Origin of the sequence: Burkholderia sp. WAC0059, assembly GCF_002870125.1 — a bacterium.
GTDB lineage: Bacteria > Pseudomonadota > Gammaproteobacteria > Burkholderiales > Burkholderiaceae > Paraburkholderia.
Map to the genome: position 1 here is coordinate 250210 of NZ_PNEO01000003.1, position 25639 is coordinate 275848.

Here is a 25639-nt window from a genome sequence, read left to right on the forward strand (position 1 = left end):
GCTCGCGGTGCATTCCGGTCCGCTTCTCATGAGCCGTCGCCGCCTTGTGCCGAGCGTCGGCCGCCTGGGCGGCCTCGTCCGTCTCGCGCCGCGGGCCTCCGCCGTTTTGACCGTGCTCGCGGCGCACGCCATGAACGCGCACGCGCAGAGTTCGGTCACGCTCTACGGCGTTTTCGACACGAGCATCGAAATCACCAACCCCGGCGCGGGCTGGGTCGAGCGCATGGACTCCGGCGCCTACCGCGGCTCGCGCGTGGGCCTGCGCGGCGTGGAAGACCTCGGCGACGGCGTGCAGATCCTGTTCGATCTCGAGAACGGCTTTGGCTCGACCGACGGCACGTTCTCGGTAGCCGATACGATCTTCAACCGCCAGGCGTGGATCGGCATTGCCTCGCCGCTCGGTACGATACGCGTAGGGCGCCAGTACTCGCCGATCTACATTCCGTTCAAGGGGCAACTCGATGCGTTCGGCGCGGGCACCATCGCATCGGGCCTCAACAATCTCTCGAAGATCACGCCTTACGAAAGCGACGCGATTACCTGGCTGTCGCCGGACATCTACGGCTTCTCGGTCACGCTGATGGCTTCGCTGCGCGATGGCGGCACGGCCGGCAACGGCCTTGGCGGCAGCATCGAAACGTTCACGTACCGCAACGGGCCGCTGGAACTCTCGTACGCGCATCAGCAGCAGAACGGCGACGGCGCGTTGCGCGCCAACCTGGGCGGCGTGTCGTACCAGTTCGGGCCGGTGACGGGTTTCCTCTCGTTTTTCAACGGCTACGGCGGCGGCACGCCGCTCTACGACGACGACGGCCTGTCGGTATCGGCGCGCTACGCGATCAGCGCGCGCTTTCGCGCGTCGCTCGGCTACACCTACGCGCGAGACCTCACCGGCGAAGGCAACGATGCCGACCAGTTCAGCGCGGCCTGCGAATACGACCTCTCGAAGACCGTCCTGCTCTATGCCAGTGCCGGCTGGCTGCGCAATCGCGGCGACGGGGAATTCACGCTGCGAGGCGTGAACGTGACGGGGCTTCCGCCCTCGTGGCCCGGCGCGACGGTTCGGGGCCTGCAATTCGGCGTGATCGAACGCTTCTAGCGCCGGCGGATTCGACACCGCCGCCGCAGTTCCCGTTCAAGCCGGCATGACATAGAGATGGGGCCCGGCGTTCTCGATGCGGCGCACGGGGAATTGAAAGCAGGTCTGCACATGGTCGGGCGTCAGCACGTCGTACGGCGTGCCGTGAGCAACGATGCGTCCGTTCGCGAGCAGGGCGATCGTGTCGGCATAACGCGACGCGAGGTTCAGGTCGTGCAGAATGGCCACGACGCCGATGCCCCAGGTTCGGGTCAACGTCTGCACGAGCGCGAGCATGCGATGCTGCTGGGCGATGTCGAGCGCCGCCGTGGGCTCGTCGAGCAGCAGGTAGCGGGACGCGTCGCCGGTCGCGGGAGTCGGCCGGGCCGGCCAGATCTGGACGAGGGCGCGAGCAAGCTGCACGCGCGCCAATTCCCCGCCCGACAGGGTCAGCACGTCGCGTCGCGCCAGCGTGTCGGTGCCGGTGAGCGTCATGGCCTCGGCGACGATCGCGCGGTCGCCGGCCGGATCGGCATCGCCGTACGGATAGCGGCCGAGCCGGACGGCGTCTTCGGCGCGGAAGGCGAACGAAAAGCTGGCGGCCTGCCGCAGCACGGCACGCCGCCGGGCCAGCCGGATCGGCGTGAGCCTGTGCAGGTCGAGGCCGTCCAGCGTGATCGATCCGTCGCCGGAGGACGGCGGGATATCGCCGTTCAGCGCGGCGAGCAGCGTGCTCTTGCCCGCCCCGTTGCAGCCGAGGAGCACGCACAGCTCGCCGGGGCGGACGGCGAGGGAGACGTCCGACAGCACTTCCCGTGTGCCGAACGATACGGAAATGCGGGTGGCGGCCAGCATCAGGCACTCCGGGGTGGACAGGCATCAGGCACCGAGGCGGTGGCGGTGACGCCAGACGAGGAACAGGAAAAACGGTGCGCCGATCAATGCGGTCAGGATGCCGAGCGGCACGTCGGCCGGCGCGGCAACGGTGCGCGCGGCGAGGTCGGCCAGGACCGCGAGCGATGCGCCGGCGAGCATCGACGCGGGCATCGCGCGGCGCAAGTCGGGTCCGCACAACAGCCGCGCGCAGTGCGGCGTGACGAGGCCGACGAAACCGATCAATCCCGAGCACGAAACCAGTGCCCCGACGCAGAGCGACACGCCGATCACGATCTCGCGCTTCAGCGCGTGCGTGGCCACGCCGAGATGGGCGGCTTCCGCTTCGCCGAGCTGCATCACGTTGAGCGCGCGCGTTCGTCGGACCAGCAGCGCGGCACCGAGCGCGACGAACGGCATTGCGATGCCGAGCATGCGCCATTGCGCGCCTCCGAGACTGCCGAGCGTCCAGAACGTCAGCGAGCGCAGTTGAGCGTCGTTCGCGAGATAGGTCAGGATGCCGATCGCGGCGACGGCGAGCGCGTTGACGGCGATGCCGCAGAGCAGCAGCGTCGGCGTGGCGAGCCGGCCGTCGACGGCCGCGAGCCGGTAGACGAGCGCAGCCGTGCCGAGCGCGCCGGCAAACGAAGCCAGCGGCACCAGCGCGCTGCTGCCCGCCATGAAGCGCTCGCCGACGACCAGCATCGATGCCGCGCCGAGCGCGGCGCCGCTCGACACGCCGATCAGTCCCGGGTCCGACAGCGGATTGCGCAGCAGGGCCTGCAGCGCGCAGCCGCAAAGGCCGAGACCGGCGCCGAGCGCGACGGCCAGCATCACGCGCGGCAGACGGATGTGCCAGAGCACGCTGGCGGCCTGGGCGGTGTCCGACAGTGAATCCGGGGCCCACAGACCGTGCACGGCCAGATGCCATAGCGTGGCAGGATCGATGCGGTAGGCGCCCGTCGACACGGCTGCGCCGATGCTGATCAGCAGCACTGCCGTCAGCGCGCCGATACGGACGATCTGCCGGAAGTCACGCATCGCGCAGCCGCCGATGAAGCTGCAGGACCGCATCGGGTAGACGCGGCCCGAAGCCGAGCAGGAACAGCGTGTCCATCGAGACGATGCGCTTCGCCCTGCCGGCCGGCGTGGCGGCGAAGCCGGGGCTGGCGAGGAGCGTCGCGGCGCCGTGGCCGGCGCGCAGCGTGTCGTCGGTCGTGAGGATGACGTCGGGCGCGCTGGCGACCAGCGCTTCGGCCGATAGCGGGCGATAACCGCGGACACCCTGCATCGCGTTGGCGGCGCCGGCGAACCAGATCATCGCATCCGCGGCCGTGGCTTCGCCGGACACCATCGCCTGGGTGCCGCTCTGGTTCAGCACGAAGATCACGCGCAGCGGTCCAGTCCTGCGCGCGAGCGGCGCGCGGGCGACCTGCTGTTCGGTCCGCCGCCAGTCGCGCACGAACGCGTCATGTAGCGCACGGCCTTTCTCCGTCTCGCCGAACGCCTTGGCCACGCCCCGGATCTTGGCCTCGACGGACGCCGCGTCGTGACCCTCGCCGAACGTCACGACGCGAACGCCGGCCCCGCGGATCTGCTCGAGTACCGACGGCGGTCCCGCTTCGGCCGACGAAACGAGCAGATCCGGGCGCAGCGAGAGAATGCCTTCGGCCGACAACGCGCGTTGATAGCCGACTTTCGGCAGACGGGCCGCTTCGGGCGGGTAGGTGCAGGTGGTGTCGGTCGCGACGAGGCGGGATGCGTTGCCGAGCCGGTAGACGATTTCGGCGAGCGCGCCGCCCACGACGACGACGCGCTCGCTGCCGGTCGCGGCGAATAGCATGGCCCGGGGCACGCACAGCGCGCCGACGCCTGTCGCGAGGGCGCGGTTGATCGCCCGGCGTTTCGCATCGAACGGACGGCGCGTCATGCGCGGGCTTCCTCCGATTCGGGCGGCAGAGACCCGGCGAGCGAGCGCCAGCCCGGCAGCTCGGGCGTGCCCGGCTTGCGCGCCCCGAACAGCAGCGCGATGTTCTCGCCGGCCTTGTCGAACAGTTCGACCGACGTGACGATGCCTTCGCGGGTCGGTTTCTTCACGACCCAGACGCTGTCGACGAGCGCGGTCTGCAGATGCAGGTTGAAATCGTCGTCGAGCACGTTGAGCCACGAACCCACGGTGTGAATTTTCTGCACGGGCCCGGTATGAATCTGGATCATGCCCGGATTGCCGACGAACACCATGATGGGAAGCGCGTCGCGCGCGGCCTGCCGCAGAACGGTTCCGATCGAGTCGCGCTCGACGCGGATCGCGTAATCGGGACCGGCCAGCCGCAGCGCCTGCGTGCGGGCCAACTGGAAACGGCGAAGCAGCGGGAAAAAGTCGTGCACGTCGTTCATCGCGTCCCAGGCGGCGCGCAGGCCCGTCACGTCTACCGCGTCGTCGGACGGCCGATCCTCGGCCGGCGCAGCGGGCGCCAGGTTCAGCCGGGCCGAGCGTTGGGGCACGGCCCATTCGGTGGCGAGCGCGTCGTAGGCCGCGTGGTCGCTCCGGGGGCGAAGGTAGACCTTGAAGACGGCCTGTCCGCGCGTATCGAAGAACTGGAGGCTCTTGCGTTCGCCGTCGGCAGCCGGCTCGCGCACGGCGAACGCGAATCCCCAGACGCGATGAAAGACGCGCAGATCGATCGCGCTGCCGAGGACGAGGCCGACCTGGTCTTCTTCCGAGACGCGCTCGAACCGGCCTTCCTTTTCGTGCACGGCGGCTTCGTTGCGCGTCAGCGTCAGCACGGGGCCGAGTCGCGGCAGTTGAGCGATCAGGTTCATGAAGTCGGGGCGCAGGCGCACGGCATGAACGCCGACGAAAGCCGCCACGGCCTGCGCTTCGCAGACGCGCATCGCATGGGCGGCTTCGCGCTGGCGTTCGCCGCGCTGTCGAACGGCGAGATAGGCGTCGCGCCAGCGGGCGAGCGCTTGAGGATCGTCGAAATCGGTCGGGAGGTGAGTTGTGGTCATAGGGGCAGCTCCTGCTGTCAGGGTGAGAGGTCAGAAGTCGAGCTTCATGCCGGCGTTGAACGTGCGGCCCGGGGCCGTCAACGCGTTGATCTTCGCGATGCCGTCGCTGTCGGCGAGGCCGCGGACGTCGTTCCACCGCCAGTACTTGCGGTCGAACACGTTGCCGATGCCGGCGGTCAGGCTGACGTGCTTCGCGACCCGATAGCCGGCGTGCAGGTCGAGGATCGTGTACGACGGAGTCGAGAAATAACTCGGGCTCGACATGTTCCGCTTGTCCTTGCGCGCGTTGTAGAGGGTGTCGGCCGCGACGAACCAGCGGTCGGCGAAGCGGTACTTCACGCCGAGCACGGCGGCCAGCGGCGGCACGCTGTCGAGCCCGGTCGTCACGCCGCTCTGCTCGGCCGTGCCCTTGATCCAGGCGAGGCCGGCGTTGATCTCGACGGCCTCGCCGACGAACCACTGCGCCTTTGCTTCGAGCCCCTTGATCGTGGCGCGGTCGTCGTTGACGTACTGGTACGTGTACGGATGGGTGGCGGACGTGAAGCTGCCGCCGACGACCTTCATGTCGATGAAGTCGCTATAGCGCCCGTAAAAGGCGGCGAGACCGTAGCGCACGCGATTCGCGCCGAGCGCGAGCCGGCCCCGCAGACCGAGCTCGACCGTGTTGCTGGTTTCGGGCTTGAGGTTAGGATTGCCGACCTGCTGGTAGTAGATTCCGTACGAGCCGTTCGCGCCGTAGTAGCTGTTGACCTGATAGGCCGACGGCGCGCGGAACCCGCGCGCGTACTGGACGTACGGCACGACGGCCGGATTGATCTCGTAGAGCAGCGCGACGCGCGGCGACAGCGCATTGCCCGACGACGACGTGGTGGCCTGGGTGGAGGCGGCCGACGCCGTGTCGTAGACGCTGTCGGTCTGCGGCGACATGCGGTAGTAATCGAAGCGCAGGCCGGGCACGAAGCTGAGCCGGTTCCAGCGGATCTCGTCCTGCACGTAGGCGCCGAGATTGAACTCCGAGGTCTTCGGGAACACTTCGGGATAACCGTCGGAGGAGGTCGAGGTCCATTCGCTGCCGGCCGAGCTGCGGGTGCTGTAGTGCGAAACGCTCGTGTCCAGCCCATAGGTCACGCGATGGTCGAAGCGTCCCGTCTTGAAGGCGCTTGCGGCGACGAGGCTGCCGCCGACGATGTTGTCGTCGTAATGATTGAGACGAGAGCGCCCGGCCGTGGCGCCCGAAGCCCTGGCGCCGGTGATGAAGAGCGCCTGGTCGGTAGCGGCGTTCCGGTAAAACACCGAGCCCTTGAAATGCTGCACCCAAGGGTTCGACGCGTCGTCGTGATCCCATTCGAGCTTCGCGCGGTGGCTCGTGACCTGGTTCGTCGTCACGTAGCCGTCGGCCGCGTAGCCGCTCCACGCATAGGCGCCGTCGAGCTGGGACAGGCCGTAGCCGGTGCTCGCGTTGTTCAGCGTTTCGGCCGTGAGTTTCAGCCTGTCCTGCGGGCTGATCCGGAAGACGAACTTGCCGAGCGCAGAGCGATTGTTGTAGGTCAGCGGGTCCGGCGTGGAGCGGCCGGCGCCGAGGCTGTTGTCCTTGCCCATGTTGTCCGTCTCGTGACCGTGCCGGCCCGAGAGGATGACCATGCCCTGCACCGTGTCGTTGCCGAACGCCGCCGCCGCGGTCGAGCCCCAACTGCGGTCCGTCGAGTCGTAATCGCCCTTGAGCGAGAAGTAGGTGGGCCGGCCGTAGAGGGCGAGCAGCTCGCCGGGATCCTTCGTGACGAAGTTCACCGCGCCGGTGAGGCCGTCGCTGCCGTACAGCACCGAGGCCGGGCCGCGCAGTACCTCGATGCGCGAGTAGAAGTCGGTGTTCAGATAGTCCGCGCGTCCGGCCGAGCCCGAGCCATAGCCGAACGATTGCGGCAGCGGGATGCCGTCCTCGAGCAGCAGCACCTGGTTGCCTTCGAGCCCCCGGATGTTGATGCCTTCGTTGCCGGCGCGGCCCGCCGTGCCGGTGATGCCGGCCGGGCGATAGGCCTGGCGGCGGACTTCGACGCCGGGCTCGTAACGCAGCGCGTCTTTCACGTCCTTGACGTTGTCGTCCTCCATCTCCTTCGAGGTGATCACCGAAACGGTTGCGGCCATACGGTCGACGTCGCTCGTCCCGATGCGGTTGGCGGTGACGGAGATCGTGTCGAGCTGCGGCGTCTCGCGGCCGGAGGCATGGGTTCCGGCTTCTGCTTTTGCCGGCGCGGCCGGTGTATCTGATGCGGCTACGGGCGCATCCGCGGCGGCGCTCTGCGCGAATGGAGACTGGGCGCAAGCCAGTTCTCCGATGATCATTGATATAAGGAATACTAATCTTTTACGACGAAGCGACATCATTTCCCCATTACCGTTACACGAGACGAATCCCTTGTGGCCGACGAATGCCTGTCCGGGACATTCGCTTCATCAAACGATAACAGGAATCATTCCTATTTGTATAGTTTTTGTAAGGATTGCGGGGAGCTATATCGTTCCGTTTAGTGAAGGGACGCGCCGCGCTCGTGTTCGGCAAGAGGAGGCGATATGTCGCAGCCAGGCTGCCTCGCGGGCCGAATTGCGCTCGTGGATGCCGATCCGAGCGTCCGCGTCGTATCGCAAGCGCACTGATCGGGGAGAAGTCGGAGCGACGATGGGCGCCTGCGACCTGCCAGGGACGGCGGGCCGCATACGGGTTACGGTCAGTCCGGCGAGGCCGGGCGCCGGCGGAGCCCCTTCGCTTCGAGCAGCGGCAGAACGTGCTCGCCGAAGAATTCGAGATCGGGCTTGAAATCGAAAAACGATAGCTGCACGCCGTCGCATCCGGCCCGATGCAGTTTCTCGATGCCGTCGGCCACCTGTTGCGGATCGCCGACGAGCTGCACGTTGCCGCCGACGATGCGGCCGACGATGCGGCCGCTGCGATCGTGCTTGCCCCACGCCTTGCTGTCCGCCAGGGCGAAGTGCCGGAAATAGCCGTCGACGGCTTCGTCGTCGGCCTCATGGACGATGTGCTCGTAGTATTCGCGCGCTTCCCGTTCGCTGGGCCTGCAGATCACCATCGGATTGATGAGCGCGCGAAGCCGCCGGCCCTCGCGCATCCCGGTCTGCTTGAGCGCGGCCACGTGCGCCGGCAGCGCGGCGAGCGCGTTGTCGATTTGCGCGCCCGCCGGGCTCGTGACGAACACGATGTCGGCATGGCGAGCCGCGTAGCCGAAGCCGGCGGGCGAGCCGGTCGCGCTGACGAGCACCGGGCGCCCGAACGTCGGCGCGGGGCTGACGAATGCCGATTCGAGCTTCCAGAACCGGCCGTCGAACGTCAGGTTTTCTTCGCGGCGCCAGAGCGCTTTCATGATCGTGACGAACTCGTCGGCCATGTCGTAACGCAGGTCGTGTTCCGCGCGCGTCTGGCCGAACATCGCGGCTTCGCGCACGGAGTGCCCGGTCACGACGTTGATGCCCCAGCGGCCCTGCGAAATATGGTCCAGCGTCGCGCCGAAGCGGGCCAGCAGCAGCGGATGCCAGCCGCCGTACAGCACGTGGACGGTCGAAATCAGCAGGATTCGTTGCGTGGCCGAGGCGAGCGCGGCCGTCGTGATGAACGGGTCGATCGAGTTTTCGCGGAAGCGGATTTTGCCGCCGTAGCCGCCTTTGCCGACCCATTCCGCCGGGCCGAACAGCAGATCGAAGCCGAGTTCTTCGGCGCGCCGGGCGAGTGCCGCGTTGTACGGATAGGTCCAGGTCGTCGTGCGGGGCGCGGCCGAGGGCGACCAGCCGCCGTCGTAGACCGGCAGGAACAGGCCGAGCATGAGCGGTTGCCCGAATGCCCGCGCGAGCGGGCTGTCCGGCGGCAGGTCGTCGTCAGGCGTGCGGCTCATGGCGAGACCACCTTGATGGCCGAGAGGTCGGGCGTTTTACCCGCGCGAATGTTCTGCTGCGCGCGCTCGATATAGGACGAATCCACGTACTGCTTCACGTCGATGCGCTGGGGCAGCAGCTTCTGTTGCACGAGGAAATCGATGACGGCCTGCGAACCGGCGATGGTCTGGTCGTCGATGCGGAAGTCGTACGTCTTGATGTCGGGCACCGGCGCGCGCAGATAGCGGTCGGACTGGTCCGCGATGGCAAGCAGACCCGGGTCGATGCCCGACGTTTTCGCGAACCAGGCGCGGGCCTGGTCCGGATGGTTCGAGGCCCACCATGCCGCCGTGACCCAGGCTTCGAGAAAGCGCACGGCCGCATCGTCGCCGTTCTTTTTCAGCCAGCTACCCGTGAGCCCGATCCAGCCGAAATTCTCGCCCGGCTTGCTGTCGTAGATCGAGCGATAGCCGAGCCGCAGCAGCTTTTCCTCCGTCGGGTCCCACGTGACCGTCGCGTCGATCTGTTTGGCCTGCAGCGATGCCGCGGCCTCGGGGATGTCCTGATTGATGATGTGAATCTGCTGGAACGGCTGGGCAATGCCGGCCGCGGTGATCTGGCGGATCGCGCGCGGAAATACCGTGGTGCCGAACAGGCCCGACAGCGTCTTGCCTTTCAGGTCCGTGATGCCGCCGTGAAAGTCGGGGCCGACGATGATGGCATAGCGCGAATCGTGCGAGCGCGCGAGCACTTTGGAGCCGGGCAGCCGGCTCGCGGCGCGCAGCACCGGCGCGTCGGCCGCGTAGAAATTGTCGACCGCGCCCGCGACGGCGGCCTCGCCGAGCGGCGGCCCCGACGTGAAGGTCTTGAACGTCGCGTCGAAGCCGTAGAGCTGCAGGATGTTGGTGTGCCGCAGCGTCTCGAAGATGTCGCCGCCGGACGCCCAGAGTGCCTGGTAGCCGAGAACGATCTTCGTCGGCTGCGCGGCCGACGCGGCCGGGACGAGCAGCAGCGCGGCCGTCGCGACGAGGGCCTGGCCGAGCAGACGCAGGGGCCCCGAGAAGGGAAAGGTAAGCCGGTTACGCATGGATATGTTTGCCTTATGGGATCGTCCGCGTGAAGCGTCCGGACGAGTGTGCCGGTATGGCCGGCGGGTTGCCGGGGAATGGCGGGGGGGAGTCAGGCGCCATCAGGCGCCGCGCGGCTGCCAGCGCGTGACGCGGCGTTCGATGGCGATCATCCCGAGGTTCATCAGAAAGCCGACTACGCCGATGACAACCATGCCGGCGAAGACCTGCTCCGTTTCGATCATCACGCGGGCGGTCTGGATCATGTATCCGAGCCCGGCCGTGGAAGCGATCATTTCGGCCGCGATCACGCACATCCAGCCGACGCCGAGCCCGATCCGGATGCCGGACAGCACGCCCGGCAGCGCCGCCGGCCACAGCACGCTGGCGAAGACCTGGCGGCGATTGAGCCCGAGCGTCTGCGCGGCCCGCAGGTAGACGGCCGGAATGTGCTTCATCGCGTCGTGCGTGTTCGTGAAGATCGGGAAGAACGCGCCGAGCCCGATGATGAACCATGCGGAACCGTCGCCGAGACCGAACCAGATGATGGCGACCGGAATCCAGGCGATGACCGAAATGGGGCGGATCAGTTCGATGGGCGCGTCCAGGTAGAAAGCCACGCGTTCGTAGCGCGCGCAGAGCGAGCCGAGCACGATGCCGGTCGCCGTCGCGGCGGCCACGCCGACGAACACCCGCGTGATGCTGCTCCAGAGGTTCGTTTCGAGGTCGCCCGAGATCGCCAGATCGACGATCGTGCGCGCGATCGTGACGGGCGCCGGGAACGCGGTCGTGTTGATCCAGCCGAAGCTCGAGCCGGCTTGCCACAGCAGCAGCACAGCGATGACGAGCGACCAGCGGTTCAGCAGGGCGAGGACCTGGCGCAGCGCCTGGGCCATTCCGGTTCGCGGCGTCGCGTGTCCTGGCGCGCTCGCTACGGCGGTGCGATTCGAGCCCGGCATCAGAGGCATCAGATTTCCCGGCGCAGGCTGGTGGCGAGGCGCTCGCGATAGGCGATGAACCCCGGATCGGCGCTGCGCATCGCCAGCGTGCGCGGACGCGGCAGGTCGATGTCGATGCATTCCTTGATGCGTCCCGGGCGGCGCGACATGACGAGAACGCGGTCGCTCATGAAGACCGCCTCGTCGATGCTGTGCGTGACGAGGATGACGGTTTTGCGCTCGCGCTCCCAGATCTTCAGGATTTCCTCCTGCATGACGTCGCGGGTCAGCGAGTCGAGCGCGGAGAACGGCTCGTCCATCAGGATGACGTCCGGCCCGGTGGCGAGGCAGCGCGCGATGCTGACGCGTTGCTTCATGCCGCCCGAGAGCTGGCCGGGGTAGTGATGCTCGAACCCGTCGAGCTGAACGAGGTCGAGATACGCACGCGCGATCGAGTCGCGCTCGCGGCGGGGGAGCTTTTTGGGTTTCAGTCCGAGCGCGACGTTCTCGAGCACCGTCTTCCAGGGGTAGAGCGCGTACTCCTGGAACATCACGGCGCGATCCGGGCCGGGGCGTTCGATGGCCCGGCCGTCTTTCAGGACCGTGCCGGTCGAGGGTTTCGTGAAGCCCGCGATCGTGTGCAGCAGGGTGCTCTTGCCGCATCCCGACGGCCCCACGATGCTGATGAACTCGCCCTCATCGACATCGAAGCTGATGCCGGTCAGTGCGGGCGCAGCCTGGCTGCGCCCGTCGGCGTAAGACTTCGAAACATCGGAAAGCTGGATCAGGGGCATGGCGGGACGCATCCCAACGCAGCAATGGATGCGGCTAGTCGAAAGCCAGACAGCATAAATTCGCCCATCCGGCCGGCAAACGAATTTTTCCTGCTAACTAAAGAAGGAAGGGAGCGCGGCAATCGATCGGCGGGGCGAGAGGCGACTCGCCGGGACGGGCGCGGGCGCGCCCGCTCGCGGTTGCCTCAAGCGCCGCCCGGCCGACCGGCGCTCGCCCAGCCCCAGTCGGGTAGAATACCGCCCTGTCGCGCCGGGGGCGCACGAGTCCGGGGCCCGCTTTCCGCCTGCCTCCCGGCAGGAAAGGCGAATTCCGGCTTTGCTTTCTACATTGCCCGCTGTTGTACTATCGGGCGTTCTGTTTTGGGCGGTCCGTCACGCATGCTCGATTTTTTCCGCAATCACAAACGGCTGATGATGTTCATGTTGCTCCTGGTGATCGTGCCGGGGCTCGGCTTCGTCGGTATTCAGGGTTTCCGGGGCTTTTTCGACGAGAGCGCGAACGTCGCCAGCGTAAACGGACACAAGATTCCCCGCGCGGAATTCGAGGACGCGCTCAATCAGCAGCTCGACCAGGCCCGCCAGGTGCTGGGCGCGCACTTCGACGCCAGCGTGATCGACACGCCGCAGCATCGCCGAGACATTCTCGACGGCCTGATCCAGCAGCAGGTGTTGACCGACGAAACGCAGCGTCTGCACCTCACGGCATCCGACGACGCGGTGCGCCGCGCGCTCCTGAGCGACCCGGTGATCGCGTCGCTGAAGCGGCCCGACGGCTCGATCGACCTCGACCGCTATAAAGAACTGCTCGCCATGCAGGGCATGACGCCCGAGCAGTACGACGAGCGCGTGCGCTACGGTCTCGCGCAGGACCAGTTGCCGGACTCGATTCTCAACAGCGCGTTCACGCCGAAAGCGCTGGCGCTGAATTTGACCGAGCTGTCCGAGCAGCAGCGCCAGGTCCAGGGCCTTGCGTTCCATCCGGCCGACTACGCCGCGAAGGCGCAGCCGACCGACGCCGAACTGCAGTCTTACTACGACGCCCATCGCAACGACTTCGCGACGCCCGCGACCGCGCAGATCCAGTACCTCGTGTTTTCGGCGGCTGCGCTGGCGGCCTCGGTCCAGCCCTCGGACGCCGACCTGCAGGCCTACTACCAGGACAACATCGCCCATTACCGCACCGACGAGCAGTTGCGCGTGAGTCACATCCTGATCGCCGTGCCGCAGAACGCGACCGCGGCCGTGCGCAACGCGGCGAAACAGAAGGCCGAGGCGATTCTCGCCGAGGTGAAGGCGCATCCCGACCAGTTCGCGCAGATCGCCAAAAAGGAATCGCAGGACCCGGGCTCGGCGCCGCGCGGCGGCGATCTCGGCTATCTGGGCAACGGCATGATCGCGGGCGGCACGGCGTTCAACAACGCCGTGTTCAAGCTGCACAAGGGCGAGATCAGCGACGTGATCCAGTCGGACTTCGGCTATCACATCGTCGAGGTGACCGACGTGAAGCCGGTCGTCACGCAGCCGTTCGATCAGGTGAAGGCGTCGATCGTGAACGCGGTCAAGGCCCAGCAGGCGGCGAAGCTGATGTCCGACGAGTCCGACGGCTTCTCGTCGACGGTGTACGAACAGGCGAAGAGCCTGCAGCCCGCCGCCGACAAGTACAAGCTGCCGATCCAGACCGCGACGGTCACGCCGACGCCGAACGCGGCGCTGCCGTCCGACAGCCCGCTCAACAATCCGAAGCTCCTCGCCGCCGTGTTCGCGAACGACTCGGTGACCGCGCACAACAACACGCAGGCTATCGACGTCGGCAACGGCACGCTTATCTCCGCGCGCGTGACGGGCTACAAGCCGGCCGCCGTGCCGGCCTTCGACGCCGTGAAGGCCGCGGTGCGCCAGAAGGTCGTGGCGCAGCAGGCGGCCGATCTTGCCCGCAAGGACGGCGCGGCGAAGCTCGCCGCGCTGCGGAAGTCGAAGTCGACCGAGGGTTTTTCGTCCGCGCTGACGGTCTCGCGCACCGACGCGCAGGGGTTGCCGCCCGACGCGTTGAGCGCCGTGTACAAGGTCGATCCGCACAGTCTGCCGGCCTACGTCGGCGTCGACCTGGGCCACGACGGCTACGCGATCTACCGTGTCGACGCCGTGGTGAACGGCACGCCGCCCGAGGGCTCGCGCCTTCTCGCATCCCAGCAGCAGCTCGCGCAGGTGAACGGCCAGTCGCAGTTGCAGGCCTATCTGGATTCGCTGCGCGCGCGTTCGAACGTGAAGTATTACGGTTCGCTGGCCGACAACGGCAATCAGGCAAGCGCCGACGACGACGGTCAGTAAGCCGTTTCGTTGTACCGGCTGGCCGAAGCGCGAGCCGTTCCGAAGGAAAAAGCCTCGCATTTGAACTGCGGGGCTTTTTCGTTGCCGGGCAATGTGCGCAATCGCGTGCCGAAGGCCGCGGACGGTTACGCGCGTTACGGAGCGCAAGGACGTAACGGGCGCGGCCAACGCGTAACGACCGCAACCGGCGCGAGGCTCAAAGACACCCGTTGACGTCGCCGGTGCCCGTCGCGCTGCCGCCGTTGCGCAGGCCCACCCAGGTCCGGTTGCTGGGGTTCCAGGCCGGACGCACCATCGCGGCCGAGCCGGACGGCGGCTGCTGGCCCGGCGCGTAGACGTCGAGCGCCTGATCGTTGGCCGTGACTACCTGCGAGGTGACCGGCTGTTGCGACTGGTTGGCCCATTTCTGCGCGATGCACTGTGCGACGGTTCCCACCGGCTGCTGGCTCTGTCCGACGGACTGAACGCCTGGCGGAACCTGGCTGGCGCAGGCGGAGACGGCCACCGTCACGACGATAAGCGATAGATATTTCACGTTATTCCCTCCGGTCAGGTTTGGGCGGAACCGGGCGTTCCGCACGAGACGGCGGGCATGGCGCGTCGACTGGCTGCGTGCTTTCGTTTTCGTCGCCGGCAGAGAGCCTGCCGGCGATGCGCCTGCCCGATTAGTGCGCCGAGACCGGGCCGAGCATCGGCTTGAGCGTCGGCCACACGTTGTCGAGCAGCAAGGGTTGTGCCTGCTGGGTCGGGTGGAGCTGGTCGGCCTGGAACAGGTCGGGGCGATTGACGAGTCCGGCGAGCAGGAACGGCACGAGCGGCACGTGCAGCTCCTTCGAAATCTGGCCGTAGAGACCGTGGAACTTTTGCGTGTAATCGGGGCCGTAATTGGGCGGCACGTACATGCCGATCAGTACCGGCGTCGCTTTCGCCTCGCGAATCTGCTCGATCATCGTGCGCAGATTCCGGTCGGTCGTGGCGAGCGGCACGCCGCGCAGCGCGTCGTTGCTGCCGAGCTCGACGATCACGATGGACGGCTTGAGTCGCTCCATGACGAGCGGCAGACGCGCGAGGCCGTCGCTTGTCGTGTCGCCGCTGATGCTCGCATTGGCGACGCTATAATCGAGCCGCTCGGAGGCGAGGCGCGCGCGCATCAGCGCGACCCAGCCGGTATCGCGCGGTAGTCCGTACTCGGCCGACAGGCTGTCGCCGAGCACGACGATCTCTGACCTGGGTGGCGCCTGTTCCGGTACGGCGGCGTTCGACACGCGCGGCAAGAAGGCGCCCACGGCGAGGACGATGCCGCAGAAAGCCGCGAGACGCGCGGCGCTGACTTTTAACCTGTGCTTCATCATGAGAATGAACGGCGATCCAGTTATCGAAGTGCGGGGAGTGTGCAAAAGCGTCCAGGACGCAACGGGCGAACTGACGATACTCGAAGACATCGATCTGAGCGTCGAGGCGGGCAGCAGTCTCGCCATCATCGGCGCGTCGGGTTCGGGCAAGTCGACGCTGCTCGGGCTCATGGCCGGCCTCGACAGCGCCACGAGCGGCTCGATCCAGCTGCTCGGCAACGAACTGACCGAGCTCGGCGAGGACGAGCGCGCCGCGCTGCGCAACGGCACAGTGGGTTTCGTGTTCCAGTCGTTCCAGTTGATGCCGCATCTTACTGCGCTCGAAAACGTCGCGTTGCCGCTCGAGCTGCGCGGCGGCCTGTCCTCGCGCGAGGCCTTCGCGCGGGCCGGCAAGCTGCTCGAACGCGTGGGGCTCGGCCAGCGTACGCGTCACTATCCCAGGCTGCTCTCGGGCGGCGAGCAGCAGCGCGTCGCGCTCGCCCGCGCGTTCGTCACGCATCCGGCCGTGCTGTTCGCGGACGAGCCGACCGGCAGCCTCGACGCGGCGACAGGCCATGCCGTCATCGACCTGATGTTCGAGATGAACCGCGGGAACGACGCGACGCTCGTGCTCGTCACGCACGACATCGAACTCGCGCGCCGCTGCGACGTCACCGTGACGATCGAGGCCGGCCGGCTCGTGCGCGGCGAGAGCGGCGTCGCGCTGAGCCGCTGACGCCGCGCCGCCGTAGTCCGTCGTCATCGCCGGCCCGGTTTCTCGACCCGGTGCCTTCGTTCAGCGCTTGAGCGCCGCGCGGGCGCGCGCGATCAGCGCCGCCGTGGACGAGTCGTGCGGCTTCACGTCGTGCGCCGGCGCGCCGAGGTCGGCCTCGACCACCTTGCCGAGCATCTTGCCGAGCTCGACGCCCCACTGGTCGAACGGATTGATGTTCCAGATCGACGCCTGAACCAGCACCTTGTGCTCGTAGAGCGCGATGAGCGCGCCGAGCGCGCGCGGCGTCAGCGCGTCGACGATGAGCGTCGTGGTCGGGCGATTGCCGGGGAACATCAGGTGCGGCACGAGGTCGGGCCGGTCGGGGCCGGCCACCTTGCGCGCTTCCTCTTCCGTGCGGCCGAGCATCAGCGCCTCGCTCTGCGCGAAGCAGTTCGCGAGCAGCTTCGGATGATGGCTCGCGAGCGGATGCTCGGGCGTGAGCACGGCGACGAAGTCGATCGGCACGAGCGTCGGCCCCTGGTGCAGCATCTGGAAGAACGCGTGCTGGCCGTTCGTGCCGGGCTCGCCCCAGGTCACGGCCGAGGTCGGGTAGTCGACGAGCGCGCCGTCGAGCCGCGCCGACTTGCCGTTGCTCTCCATTTCGAGCTGCTGGAGGTAGGCGGGCAGGAAGTGCAGCGCCTCCGAGTACGGCGCGACGAGGTAGCTCTGCGCGCCGAAGAAGTTCCGGTACCAGAGGCCGATCAGGCCGAGCAGCACGGGCAGGTTGCGCCCGAGCGGCGCGTCGCGGAAGTGCCGGTCCATCTCGCGCGCGCCCGCGAGCAGTTCGTCGAACTGCGCCGGGCCGACCGCGATCATGATCGACAGGCCGACCGCCGACCAGAGCGAGTAGCGGCCGCCGACCCAGTCCCACATCTCGAACACGTTCTCGCGCGCGATACCGAATTTGACGACCTCGGCCGGGTTCGCCGACACGCCGACGAAGTGGCGCGCGAGACCGCTTTCGGGGCAACCGTTCTGCACGAACCAGTCGCGCAGCGAGCGCGCGTTGGTCATCGTTTCGAGCGTCGTGAAGGTCTTCGACACGATGATCGCGAGCGTTTCCTCGGGATCGATCTGCTGGATCACGCGATAGAGATCGGCGCCGTCGACGTTCGAGACGAAATGCGTGCTCAGGTCCGGCGTCGCGACGTGGGCGAGGGCATGGACGGCCATCTTCGGCCCGAGGTCCGAGCCGCCGATGCCGATGTTCACCACGTGGCGAATCCGCTTGCCGCTGTAGCCGGTCCACGCGCCGCCGCGCACGGCCTCGGCGAACGCGGCCATCTTCGCGCGCTCCGCCACGACCTCGGCATGGAACGGCGCGTCCGGAGCGCTTGCGCGCAACGCCGTGTGCAGCGCCGCGCGCTGTTCCGTCGGGTTGACGATCTCGCCGGCGAACATCGCGTCGCGCTTCGCCTCGACGCCGGCCTCGCGCGCGAGCTGGACGAGCAACTGCAGCGTGGCGTCGGTGATGCGGTTCTTCGAGAAATCGGCGGCGAGGCCCGCGCCCGAGAGCGTGAAGCGCTCGGCGCGCGTCGGCGCGGGATCGTTGGCGGGATCGAACCAGTCGCGCAGCCGCGCATCGCGGATCTGTTCGTAGTGCGCCTGTAGCGCGGACCAGGCAGGGAGCGAATTCAGCGTCATAACGGCTCGTCTAACGATGGGCACGAAGGAATGGCGGCGCGCGGGACGGTCCGCCGGCAGGAAGGGCAACGCCGCGCGCCGCGGGGGCGACCAGGTCGGCAAGACTCGACGGCCCGTGGCGCGTTGCAATGAGTATAGCGGGGGCGCCGCGACACGCGCAGGCTTGCGCGCAGCCGCGTTTTATGCAGGGCGGCCGTGGCGCGGCGGGTTTTCGGCCGTCGCGATGCGACGGCGTGCGAATTTTGCCGACGAGTTGCGCGCGCCTCGAACCGCACTCGGGCGAGCCGCACGGCGCGTGCCCGATTCGCGCGAGGCCGCGGCGGCGCGTCAGCCCCGGCGCGGATAGAACCGCTCGTTCAGCAGCCGGCGCACGGCCGGCGCGAGCTCGCCGGCCGTCAGCCCGGCGGGACCGTTGCCCGCGTCGCAGAGCGTTTCGGCGGCGAGGCCGTGGAGATACGCGCCGGCCAGCGCGGCTTCGAACGGCGGCATGCGCTGCGCGAGCAGCGCGCCGATCAGGCCGCCGAGCACGTCGCCGGTGCCACCCGTCGCGAGTCCCGCGTTGCCGGTCGGGTTGACCGCGAGTCGCCCGTCCGGCGCGGCGATCACGGTGCCGCTGCCCTTGAGCACGGCGATGGCGGAAAAACGCGAGGCGAGCGCGCGCGCGGCCGCGAGGCGATCGTGCTGCACCTCGCGCGTCCCGGTGCCGAGAAGCCGGGCGGCTTCGAGCGGATGCGGCGTGAGCACGCGCGGCGCGCCCGATGCCGCGACGCGCGCGGCGAAAGTCGCGTCGCCGGCGACGAGGTTCAGCGCGTCGGCGTCGAACAGCACGGGCAGATCGAGCGGCAGGATGCGGTCGAGCAGGTGCCGGGCCGTGTCGCGGCCGCCCATGCCGCAGCCGACCGCGAGCGCATCCATCGCGTCGAGCGGCAACCGGTCCGCCGCGTCGAGCATCAGCTCGGGATGCGGCGCGTCGTAGGCCGGCGCGCCGCTGCCGACGAACGCGACGTGCACCTTGCCCGCGCCCGCGTGGAGCGCGGCCCGCGCCGCGAGGATCGGCGCGCCGCACATGCCGGTGTCGCCGCCCACCACGGCAAGCGAGCCGAACGTGCCCTTGTGGGTCGAAAAATCGCGAGCGGGCAGATGCGGGGCGAACGAGGCGGGCGCGTTGAGGCGGGCGGCCGAAGGAACCCAGCCGGCGAGGCGGTCTTCGGCGAGGCCGATCGGCGCGACGGCCGTCCGGCCCGCGTGGTCGCGCCCGGCGCCCGTGAAGAGTCCCGGTTTGGCCGCGATGAACGTGACGGTATGGGTCGCGCGCACGGCCGGTCCGTCGCCGACGGCATTGCCCGTATCGCTGTCGAGGCCGCTCGGCACGTCGAGCGCGAGGACGCGCCCGCCCGCGCGAGCGTGGTCCGACAGGCGCTGCGCGAGCGCGGCGAATACGCCGTCGAGCGCGCGCGCGAGCCCGATGCCGAAGAGCCCGTCCACGAGCCAGCCGCCGGCGTCGAACGAGGTGGGCACGGTCGCGCGGATCGGCACGCCGGCCGCGCGCGCGGCGTCGAGCGCCCAGCGGGCGTCGTCGGGCTTGACCTCGACGGGCATGCAAACTTCGACGGCGATGCCGGCGCGATGGAGCTCGGTCGCGGCGACGAGCGCGTCGCCGCCGTTGTTGCCGGGGCCGGCGGCGAACCAGACCGGCCGGCCGGTTGCGGAGGTCGTGGCGTGCGCGGCCCGCTCGATCAGGAAGCGGGCCGCCGCGGCGCCGGCCCGGGCCATCAGCGTGTGAGGCGGCAATGCCGCCATGGCCGCGCGTTCGCAGGTGCGTAGCTGTTCGACCGTGAGCAGCAGGAGCGGCCGGTCGCGCGGTTCGATCAGCGTCGTCGCGTCGTCGGACAGGGAAAGGCGGGAGGCGGTCATGGCGGCGGATCGCGAATGGGGAGATGGAGCGGGTCGACAGCCACAACGATACCCGAGCGGGCGTCGCGCGGCACGCGCCGCGCCAGAGCGGACTCCCGGCGAGTGCCCGGTAACGCCGCCGTTATCCTGTCCCCGTGCCCCTTGCCAGCCGCTAAGCCGCCGTCACCTCTCGCCGTGCGCCGGACTAGCGCTGCAGCCGGTCGGGCCGCAAGGCCGCGAGCGTGTCGTCGGGCAGGCTGGGCGCGACCCGGCCGATCAGCTCCGCGATCAGCCGGGCCGATCCAAGCGCCTGCGCCCAGCCGGCCGGGCCGTGCCCCGCGTTGATGAAAAGGCGCGGATGCACGGCGTTACCGACGACCGGCAGACCGTCGGACGAGAGCAGCTTGACGCCTTCCCACGGCAGGGCCGCCGAAATCTTCGCGGCGCCCGGCACCCAGTCGCGCGAAGCCTCGCCGAGCAGGGCGAGGGCCTCTTCGGTCAGCGCGGGCGTCAGCGGCTTCGCGGTTTCCTTCGCGTTGAGCAGCACGGCGCCGCCCGCCATGCGCAGGCGGTGGTTCATCTGCGTGATCGCGATCCGCTTGACGGCGTCGACGACGGTCGTGTGCGGCACGCATTCCTCGTGGGCGACGGGCGCGCTCAGCGTGTGCAGACGCACCGGATACAGCGGCAGGCGCAGGCCGAGCGGCGCGACGAGCGGCAGCGTGCCCGTGCCGGCGGCCACGACGACGGCGTCGGCCGAGATCACGTCCACCTGTTTCGCGCGCGCCGACGCCGGTTCGCGCGGCACGAGTTCGACGGCCGCGCGCTGGCTTTCGAGGCGAATCGCGCTCACGGCCCGGCCGATCTGGAATTGCACGCCGCCCTCGGTATCGAGCAGTTGCTTCAGTTGCTTGACGAAGAGCGGGCAGTTCGCGACGCGGCCGGCATCGAACCGCACGCCGCCGGCGAACGGCGGCTCGGCCGGCACCGCGTGCTCGAAGGCCGCGCATTCGGCGGCGCCGAGCACGTGGTGCGGCACCTCGAAGCGGCGCAGCAGTTCGAGCGCAGGTTGGGTCAGGGACCACTCGTCGCTCGTGCGCACGAGATAGAGCAGGCCGTCGCGCTGTTCGTACTCGAGACGAAAGCGGCTCTCGACCTCCGCGAGCGCATCGCGCGCCGACTCAACGAGCGGGCGCAGCAGCGCGTAACGCGCGGCGAAGGCCTCCGACGGCTGCAGCGCCGAGAGGCGCTTCACGAACGCGCGGGCCTCGCCGCCGAAACCGGTCTTGCTGATGACGCCGCTGCTCGCCGAGCGGCCGCTGCGCATGAATGTCGGGCCGAACCACACGTCGAGCGGCGTGGGTAGAGCGATGCCGCTATGGCCGTAGGTCGCGCCCTGCGCGACGGTGGCGTGGCGCTCGACCACGCAGACGCGGTGGCCGGCCGCGCGTAACTGATAGGCGGTGGCGACGCCGGCGATTCCGCCGCCGATGACGATGACATCCATGACGATTCGATCAGCAGGCAAGGCGCGCAACGTCGCGCGCTGCCGTAGGTAGGACCCGGCGGACGGTGCGCGTGCGGGCGCGCCGGCCGGGCAAACGCCGAATGATAGCAGCCAAACGTCACGGCCTGTGGCGGCGTCCGTCGCCGGCCGCGGCAGGCCTTACAGGTTATAATCGCGGTCTGTCTTTCGTCTCAGGTCGAGACCGGGCCGACGCCCCGCTGCTATCCGGCGCGACCGACGTCCGGCGCGGCCGATTGACGCAACTCTGGCAACTCCGGCAACTCCGACGCAACGTCCAGTCCATGGCCCACTTCTCGTGTTTTCCCGGCGCTTCGGCCCTTTCCGATTTCCGTCAAACCCGCCTGCTCGAAACGCTCGGGCGCATCGACGCGCAGATCGTCGGCGTGCGCGGCCAGTACCTGCATTTCGTCAGCGCGGAGCGCGCGCTGGCGGCGGAGGACGGCGCGAAGATCGAGGCGCTGATGCACTACGGCACGCCGTTCGAGGCGCGTGAGGCGCGCGGCGGCACGGTCACGTTCCTCGTCGTGCCACGCTTCGGCACGGTGTCGCCGTGGGCCAGCAAGGCGACCGAGATCGTCCGGCACTGCGGGCTCGGACACGTGCGCCGCATCGAGCGCGGCATCGAATACACGGTGGTGCTGAAGGCCGGCCTGCTCGGCGGGAAGAAGACGCTTTCCGACGAAGCGCGCGCGGCGCTCGCCGCGGCGCTGCACGACCGCATGACCGAGAGCGTCGTCGATTCGCGCGACGCGGCGCGGCATCTGTTCGACGAGCTGCCGGCGCGGCCCATGCAGACCGTCGACGTGCTCGGCCGCGGCCGGGCCGCGCTCGAGGTGGCCAACGGCGAGCTGGGCCTCGCGCTGGCCGACGACGAGATCGACTACCTCGTCGATGCGTTCGCGAAGCTCGGGCGCAACCCGACCGACGTCGAGCTCATGATGTTCGCCCAGGCCAACAGCGAGCACTGCCGCCACAAGATCTTCAACGCGCAGTGGACCATCGACGGCGTCGCGCAGGACATGTCGCTGTTCCAGATGATCCGCAACACGGAAAAGCTCAGCCCGCAGGGCACGATCGTCGCGTACTCGGACAACTCCTCGATCATGGAAGGCGCGGTGGCCGAGCGCTGGTTTCCGCGCCGTGGCGCGAATGCGGCGGCCGACGCGACCGGTCCGAAGGAAAAGTACGGCCGCCACACCGAGCTCACGCACACGCTGATGAAGGTGGAGACGCACAACCACCCGACCGCGATCTCGCCGTTTCCGGGCGCGGCCACGGGCGCGGGCGGCGAAATCCGCGACGAGGGCGCGACGGGGCGCGGTGCGCGTCCGAAGGCTGGCCTGACCGGCTTCACGGTGTCCAATCTGGATCTGCCCGGCGCGCGCGAGGCGTGGGAAAACGCGCTCGACGCGGCCGTGCCGCCCGGGCAACGCAACCCGGCCGACGCCGCGCGCGCGCGGCCTTACGGCCGCCCCGACCGCATCGCCTCGCCGCTGCAGATCATGGTGGACGGCCCGCTCGGCGGCGCCGCGTTCAACAACGAGTTCGGCCGGCCGAATCTCGGCGGCTACTTCCGCGTGTACGAGCAGAACGTGGCCGGCACCGTGCGCGGCTATCACAAGCCGATCATGATCGCGGGCGGCATCGGCAACATCAGCGCGCAGCACACGCACAAGCACGACCTGCCCGAAGGCTCGCTGCTGATCCAGATCGGCGGCCCCGGCATGCGCATCGGCATGGGCGGCGGCGCGGCCAGCTCGATGGCGACGGGCACGAACACGGCCGAGCTCGACTTCGACTCGGTGCAGCGCGGCAACCCGGAAATCGAGCGGCGCGCGCAGGAAGTCATCAACGCCTGCTGGCAGCGCGGCGAGGCGAACCCCATCCTGAGCATCCACGACGTCGGCGCGGGCGGGCTCTCGAACGCGTTCCCCGAACTCGTCGACGGCGCCGGCAAGGGCGCGCGTTTCGAGCTGCGCAAGATCCAGCTCGAAGAGTCGGGGCTTTCGCCGCGCGAGATCTGGTCGAACGAGGCCCAGGAGCGCTACGTATTGGCGATCGCGCCGGCCGACCTGGCCGAATTCGCGGCGATCAGCGCGCGCGAGCGCTGTCCGTTCGCCGTGGTCGGCGTCGCGACGGCCGAGCGCGAACTGAAGCTCATCGACGCCGACGAGCGCGCGCTCGCGGCGAACGGCGGACATCAGCCCGTCGACATGCCGATGGACATCCTGCTCGGCAAGCCGCCGCGCATGCATCGCGACGTCGCCCATGCGCGCACGGCGCTCGTTCCCGTCGACGTGACCGGGCTCGCGTTCGACGAAGTGGCGAAAAGCGTGCTGCGCCATCCGACGGTCGGCAGCAAGTCGTTTCTGATCACGATCGGCGACCGCTCGGTGGGCGGCACGAGCGTGCGCGACCAGATGGTCGGCCCGTGGCAGGTGCCCGTGGCCGACTGTGCGATCACCGCGCTCGACTACGCGGGTTTCGCCGGCGAGGCGATGACGATGGCCGAGCGCACGCCGCTCGCCGTCATCGACGCGCCGGCTTCCGGCCGCATGGCCGTGGGCGAGGCGATCACGAACATCGCCGCGGCGCCGATCCGCTCGCTCGACAAACTCAAGCTCTCGGCCAACTGGATGGCCGCCTGCGGCGCGCCCGGCGAGGACGCCGCGCTTTTCGACACGGTAAAGGCGATCGGCATGGAGCTGTGCCCGGCGCTCGGCATCGGCATTCCGGTCGGCAAGGATTCGCTCTCGATGCGCACGCGCTGGCAGGATGACGGCGTCGCGAAGGAGGTCGTCGCGCCCGTTTCGCTGATCATCTCGGCGTTCGCCCCCGTCGAAGACGTGCGCCGTCACCTGACGCCGCAACTGCGCCGCGTCGACGAGGCCGGCGAGGCCGGCAATCCGGTCCTCATCGCCATCGACCTCGGCCGCGGCCGCAACCGGCTCGGCGGCAGCATTCTCGCGCAGGTCACGCAACAGGTCGGCGACGCCGTGCCCGACGTCGACGACCCCGCCGACCTCAAGCGCTTCTTCGACGCGATCCAGGCGCTGAACGCGGCCGGCCGGCTGCTCGCTTATCACGACCGCTCGGACGGCGGCCTGTGGGCGACCGTCTGCGAGATGGCGTTCGCGGGCCACGTCGGCGTGTCGCTGAACGTGGACATGCTCACGCTCGACGCCAATCATGAATTCGATTACGGCGATGCCAAGGACTGGGCGAAGCAGACGAGCGGCCGCCGCGACGACCGCACGATCCGCACGCTCTTCTCGGAAGAGCTCGGCGCCGTGATCCAGGTGCGCGCGAGCGAGCGCGACGCGGTGCTCGGCGTGCTGCGCGAGCATGGGCTTTCGGCCTGCTCGCACGTGATCGGCCAGCTCAATCCGCGCGACACGATCGAAATCTACCGCGACGCGAAGAAGATCTACGAAGCGCCGCGCGCCGAGCTGCAACGGACCTGGAGCGAGGTGAGCTGGCGCCTCGCGCGGCTGCGCGACAACCCGGCCTGCGCGGACGCCGAATACGACGCGCTGCTCGACGCCGCCGATCCCGGCATGACGCCGCATCTGGGCTTCGATCCGGCCGAGGACGTCGCCGCGCCGTTCATCGCGACGGGTGCCCGGCCGCGCGTCGCGATCCTGCGCGAGCAGGGCGTGAACTCGCACCTCGAAACGGCGTACGCGTTCGATCGCGCCGGCTTCGACGCGCACGACGTGCACATGAGCGACCTGCTCGAAGGCCGCGCGACGCTCGCGGACTTCGCGGGCGCCGTGGCATGCGGCGGCTTCTCGTACGGCGACGTGCTCGGCGCGGGCGAAGGCTGGGCCAAGACGATCCGCTTCAACGCGAAGCTGGCCGACCTGTTCGCGGCGTTTTTCGCGCGCGGCGACACGTTCGCGCTTGGCATCTGCAACGGCTGCCAGATGCTGTCGAGCCTCGCCTCGATGATCCCGGGCGCCGACGCCTGGCCGAAGTTCACGCGTAACAAGTCCGAGCAGTTCGAGGCGCGCTTTTCGCTCGTTGAAGTGCAGGCCTCGCCGTCGATCTTCTTCGCCGGCATGGAAGGCTCGCGCATTCCGGTGGCCGTCGCGCACGGCGAGGGCTATGCCGACTTCTCGCAGCAGGGCGACGCTTCGCGCGTCGCCGTGGCGATGCGCTACGTCGATCATCGCGGCGAGGCGACCGAGCGTTATCCGTTCAACCCGAACGGCTCGCCCGGCGGCATCACGTCGGTCACGACGCCGGACGGCCGCTTCACCGTGTTGATGCCGCACACCGAGCGCGTGCATCGCACGGTGCAGATGAGCTGGCACCCCGAAGGCTGGCGCCGCGACGGCGACGACGCGAGCCCGTGGATGCGCGTGTTCCGCAACGCGCGTCGCTGGGTGGAGTGACGCAACGGTCCCGTTGTTGCGCTTGCCTACGGTTGCGTTTGCCTGCCGCGAGCCGAACGAAAAAGCCGCCCGAGGGCGGCTTTTTCGTTGTCCGGCGTTAGC

The 25639-nt window shown here is 68.9% G+C and carries 18 protein-coding genes; 4 read left to right on the forward strand and 14 right to left on the reverse strand.

The window, feature by feature from the left end; genetic code table 11:
- Positions 1 to 28: 28 nt before the first annotated feature.
- Complete coding sequence (locus CY652_RS04770; protein WP_102129552.1) at positions 29 to 1099, forward strand: porin; 1071 nt, start codon at positions 29 to 31, stop codon at positions 1097 to 1099.
- Positions 1100 to 1135: 36 nt separating this feature from the next.
- Here CY652_RS04770 and CY652_RS04775 read toward each other — a convergent pair whose 3' ends face one another.
- From CY652_RS04775 to CY652_RS04815, 9 genes are all read right to left on the reverse strand, one after another.
- Complete coding sequence (locus CY652_RS04775; protein WP_102129553.1) at positions 1136 to 1933, reverse strand: heme ABC transporter ATP-binding protein; 798 nt, start codon at positions 1931 to 1933, stop codon at positions 1136 to 1138.
- A 24-nt stretch (positions 1934 to 1957) separates the two neighbouring features.
- Positions 1958 to 2992: a FecCD family ABC transporter permease gene (locus tag CY652_RS04780; RefSeq protein ID WP_258002191.1), complete on the reverse strand. Its 1035-nt coding sequence runs from the start codon at positions 2990 to 2992 to the stop codon at positions 1958 to 1960.
- On the reverse strand, positions 2985 to 3881 hold the full coding sequence (locus CY652_RS04785; RefSeq protein ID WP_102129555.1) for a heme/hemin ABC transporter substrate-binding protein: 897 nt from the start codon (positions 3879 to 3881) through the stop codon (positions 2985 to 2987). The genes CY652_RS04780 and CY652_RS04785 overlap by 8 nt, the downstream gene beginning before the upstream one ends.
- A complete protein-coding gene (locus CY652_RS04790; protein WP_102129556.1) occupies positions 3878 to 4963 on the reverse strand; it encodes a hemin-degrading factor in 1086 nt (361 codons plus the stop codon). The genes CY652_RS04785 and CY652_RS04790 overlap by 4 nt, the downstream gene beginning before the upstream one ends.
- 30 nt (positions 4964 to 4993) lie before the next feature.
- Positions 4994 to 7303 (reverse strand): TonB-dependent hemoglobin/transferrin/lactoferrin family receptor, encoded by a 2310-nt coding sequence (locus CY652_RS04795; protein ID WP_102129557.1) that lies wholly within the window; start codon positions 7301 to 7303, stop codon positions 4994 to 4996.
- 383 nt (positions 7304 to 7686) lie between these two features.
- A complete protein-coding gene (locus CY652_RS04800) occupies positions 7687 to 8862 on the reverse strand; it encodes an LLM class flavin-dependent oxidoreductase (protein ID WP_102129558.1) in 1176 nt (391 codons plus the stop codon).
- Positions 8859 to 9929, reverse strand: coding sequence for an ABC transporter substrate-binding protein (locus CY652_RS04805; protein WP_102129559.1), 1071 nt, complete (start codon positions 9927 to 9929; stop codon positions 8859 to 8861). Before CY652_RS04805 ends, CY652_RS04800 begins: the two co-directional genes overlap by 4 nt.
- 102 nt (positions 9930 to 10031) lie before the next feature.
- Complete coding sequence (locus CY652_RS04810) at positions 10032 to 10805, reverse strand: ABC transporter permease (RefSeq protein WP_180970409.1); 774 nt, start codon at positions 10803 to 10805, stop codon at positions 10032 to 10034.
- A gap of 71 nt (positions 10806 to 10876) precedes the next feature.
- The gene (locus CY652_RS04815; protein ID WP_102129632.1) at positions 10877 to 11641 is read right to left on the reverse strand and encodes an ABC transporter ATP-binding protein; all 765 of its coding nucleotides are present in this window, start codon (positions 11639 to 11641) and stop codon (positions 10877 to 10879) included.
- Between the two features lie 378 nt (positions 11642 to 12019).
- Between CY652_RS04815 and CY652_RS04820 the strand changes: the two genes are divergently transcribed.
- On the forward strand, positions 12020 to 13969 hold the full coding sequence (locus CY652_RS04820) for a SurA N-terminal domain-containing protein (protein WP_102129561.1): 1950 nt from the start codon (positions 12020 to 12022) through the stop codon (positions 13967 to 13969).
- Between the two features lie 196 nt (positions 13970 to 14165).
- On the opposite strand, the gene CY652_RS04825 is transcribed toward CY652_RS04820, so the two are convergent.
- Together CY652_RS04825 and CY652_RS04830 are read right to left on the reverse strand one after the other, a co-directional pair.
- Positions 14166 to 14504 carry a hypothetical protein gene (locus CY652_RS04825; RefSeq protein ID WP_102129562.1) on the reverse strand — a complete coding sequence of 113 codons (339 nt, stop codon included), beginning with the start codon at positions 14502 to 14504 and terminating at the stop codon, positions 14166 to 14168.
- A gap of 130 nt (positions 14505 to 14634) precedes the next feature.
- Entirely contained in the window at positions 14635 to 15321 is a 687-nt protein-coding gene (locus tag CY652_RS04830) for an arylesterase (RefSeq protein ID WP_102129563.1), read from the reverse strand.
- Between CY652_RS04830 and CY652_RS04835 the strand changes: the two genes are divergently transcribed.
- Positions 15320 to 16036, forward strand: coding sequence for an ABC transporter ATP-binding protein (locus CY652_RS04835; RefSeq protein ID WP_102129564.1), 717 nt, complete (start codon positions 15320 to 15322; stop codon positions 16034 to 16036). The two genes, CY652_RS04830 and CY652_RS04835, sit on opposite strands and share 2 nt — an antisense overlap.
- A 60-nt stretch (positions 16037 to 16096) precedes the next feature.
- Here CY652_RS04835 and pgi read toward each other — a convergent pair whose 3' ends face one another.
- The 3 genes from pgi to CY652_RS04850 form a co-directional block, all read right to left on the reverse strand.
- A complete protein-coding gene (gene pgi / locus CY652_RS04840) occupies positions 16097 to 17719 on the reverse strand; it encodes a glucose-6-phosphate isomerase (protein WP_102129565.1) in 1623 nt (540 codons plus the stop codon).
- A gap of 327 nt (positions 17720 to 18046) precedes the next feature.
- On the reverse strand, positions 18047 to 19633 hold the full coding sequence (locus CY652_RS04845; protein ID WP_102129566.1) for an NAD(P)H-hydrate dehydratase: 1587 nt from the start codon (positions 19631 to 19633) through the stop codon (positions 18047 to 18049).
- Positions 19634 to 19817: 184 nt separating this feature from the next.
- Entirely contained in the window at positions 19818 to 21119 is a 1302-nt protein-coding gene (locus CY652_RS04850; RefSeq protein ID WP_102129567.1) for an FAD-dependent oxidoreductase, read from the reverse strand.
- A gap of 302 nt (positions 21120 to 21421) precedes the next feature.
- Between CY652_RS04850 and purL the strand changes: the two genes are divergently transcribed.
- Entirely contained in the window at positions 21422 to 25537 is a 4116-nt protein-coding gene (purL, locus tag CY652_RS04855; protein ID WP_102129568.1) for a phosphoribosylformylglycinamidine synthase, read from the forward strand.
- Positions 25538 to 25639 lie beyond the last annotated feature (102 nt).

What these genes read in the sequence shown, in the direction of transcription:
- purL (WP_102129568.1), top strand. Translation starts at nt 21,422, where the DNA reads ATGGCCCACTTCTCGTGTTTTCCCGGCGCTTCGGCCCTTTCCGATTTC.
- CY652_RS04770 (WP_102129552.1), top strand. Translation starts at nt 29, where the DNA reads ATGAGCCGTCGCCGCCTTGTGCCGAGCGTCGGCCGCCTGGGCGGCCTC.
- CY652_RS04785 (WP_102129555.1), bottom strand. Translation starts at nt 3,881, where the DNA reads ATGACGCGCCGTCCGTTCGATGCGAAACGCCGGGCGATCAACCGCGCC.
- CY652_RS04815 (WP_102129632.1), bottom strand. Translation starts at nt 11,641, where the DNA reads ATGCCCCTGATCCAGCTTTCCGATGTTTCGAAGTCTTACGCCGACGGG.
- CY652_RS04800 (WP_102129558.1), bottom strand. Translation starts at nt 8,862, where the DNA reads ATGAGCCGCACGCCTGACGACGACCTGCCGCCGGACAGCCCGCTCGCG.
- CY652_RS04845 (WP_102129566.1), bottom strand. Translation starts at nt 19,633, where the DNA reads ATGACCGCCTCCCGCCTTTCCCTGTCCGACGACGCGACGACGCTGATC.
- CY652_RS04805 (WP_102129559.1), bottom strand. Translation starts at nt 9,929, where the DNA reads ATGCGTAACCGGCTTACCTTTCCCTTCTCGGGGCCCCTGCGTCTGCTC.
- CY652_RS04775 (WP_102129553.1), bottom strand. Translation starts at nt 1,933, where the DNA reads ATGCTGGCCGCCACCCGCATTTCCGTATCGTTCGGCACACGGGAAGTG.
- CY652_RS04790 (WP_102129556.1), bottom strand. Translation starts at nt 4,963, where the DNA reads ATGACCACAACTCACCTCCCGACCGATTTCGACGATCCTCAAGCGCTC.
- CY652_RS04795 (WP_102129557.1), bottom strand. Translation starts at nt 7,303, where the DNA reads ATGATCATCGGAGAACTGGCTTGCGCCCAGTCTCCATTCGCGCAGAGC.
- pgi (WP_102129565.1), bottom strand. Translation starts at nt 17,719, where the DNA reads ATGACGCTGAATTCGCTCCCTGCCTGGTCCGCGCTACAGGCGCACTAC.
- CY652_RS04830 (WP_102129563.1), bottom strand. Translation starts at nt 15,321, where the DNA reads ATGATGAAGCACAGGTTAAAAGTCAGCGCCGCGCGTCTCGCGGCTTTC.
- CY652_RS04820 (WP_102129561.1), top strand. Translation starts at nt 12,020, where the DNA reads ATGCTCGATTTTTTCCGCAATCACAAACGGCTGATGATGTTCATGTTG.
- CY652_RS04810 (WP_180970409.1), bottom strand. Translation starts at nt 10,805, where the DNA reads ATGGCCCAGGCGCTGCGCCAGGTCCTCGCCCTGCTGAACCGCTGGTCG.
- CY652_RS04835 (WP_102129564.1), top strand. Translation starts at nt 15,320, where the DNA reads ATGAGAATGAACGGCGATCCAGTTATCGAAGTGCGGGGAGTGTGCAAA.
- CY652_RS04850 (WP_102129567.1), bottom strand. Translation starts at nt 21,119, where the DNA reads ATGGATGTCATCGTCATCGGCGGCGGAATCGCCGGCGTCGCCACCGCC.
- CY652_RS04780 (WP_258002191.1), bottom strand. Translation starts at nt 2,992, where the DNA reads ATGCGTGACTTCCGGCAGATCGTCCGTATCGGCGCGCTGACGGCAGTG.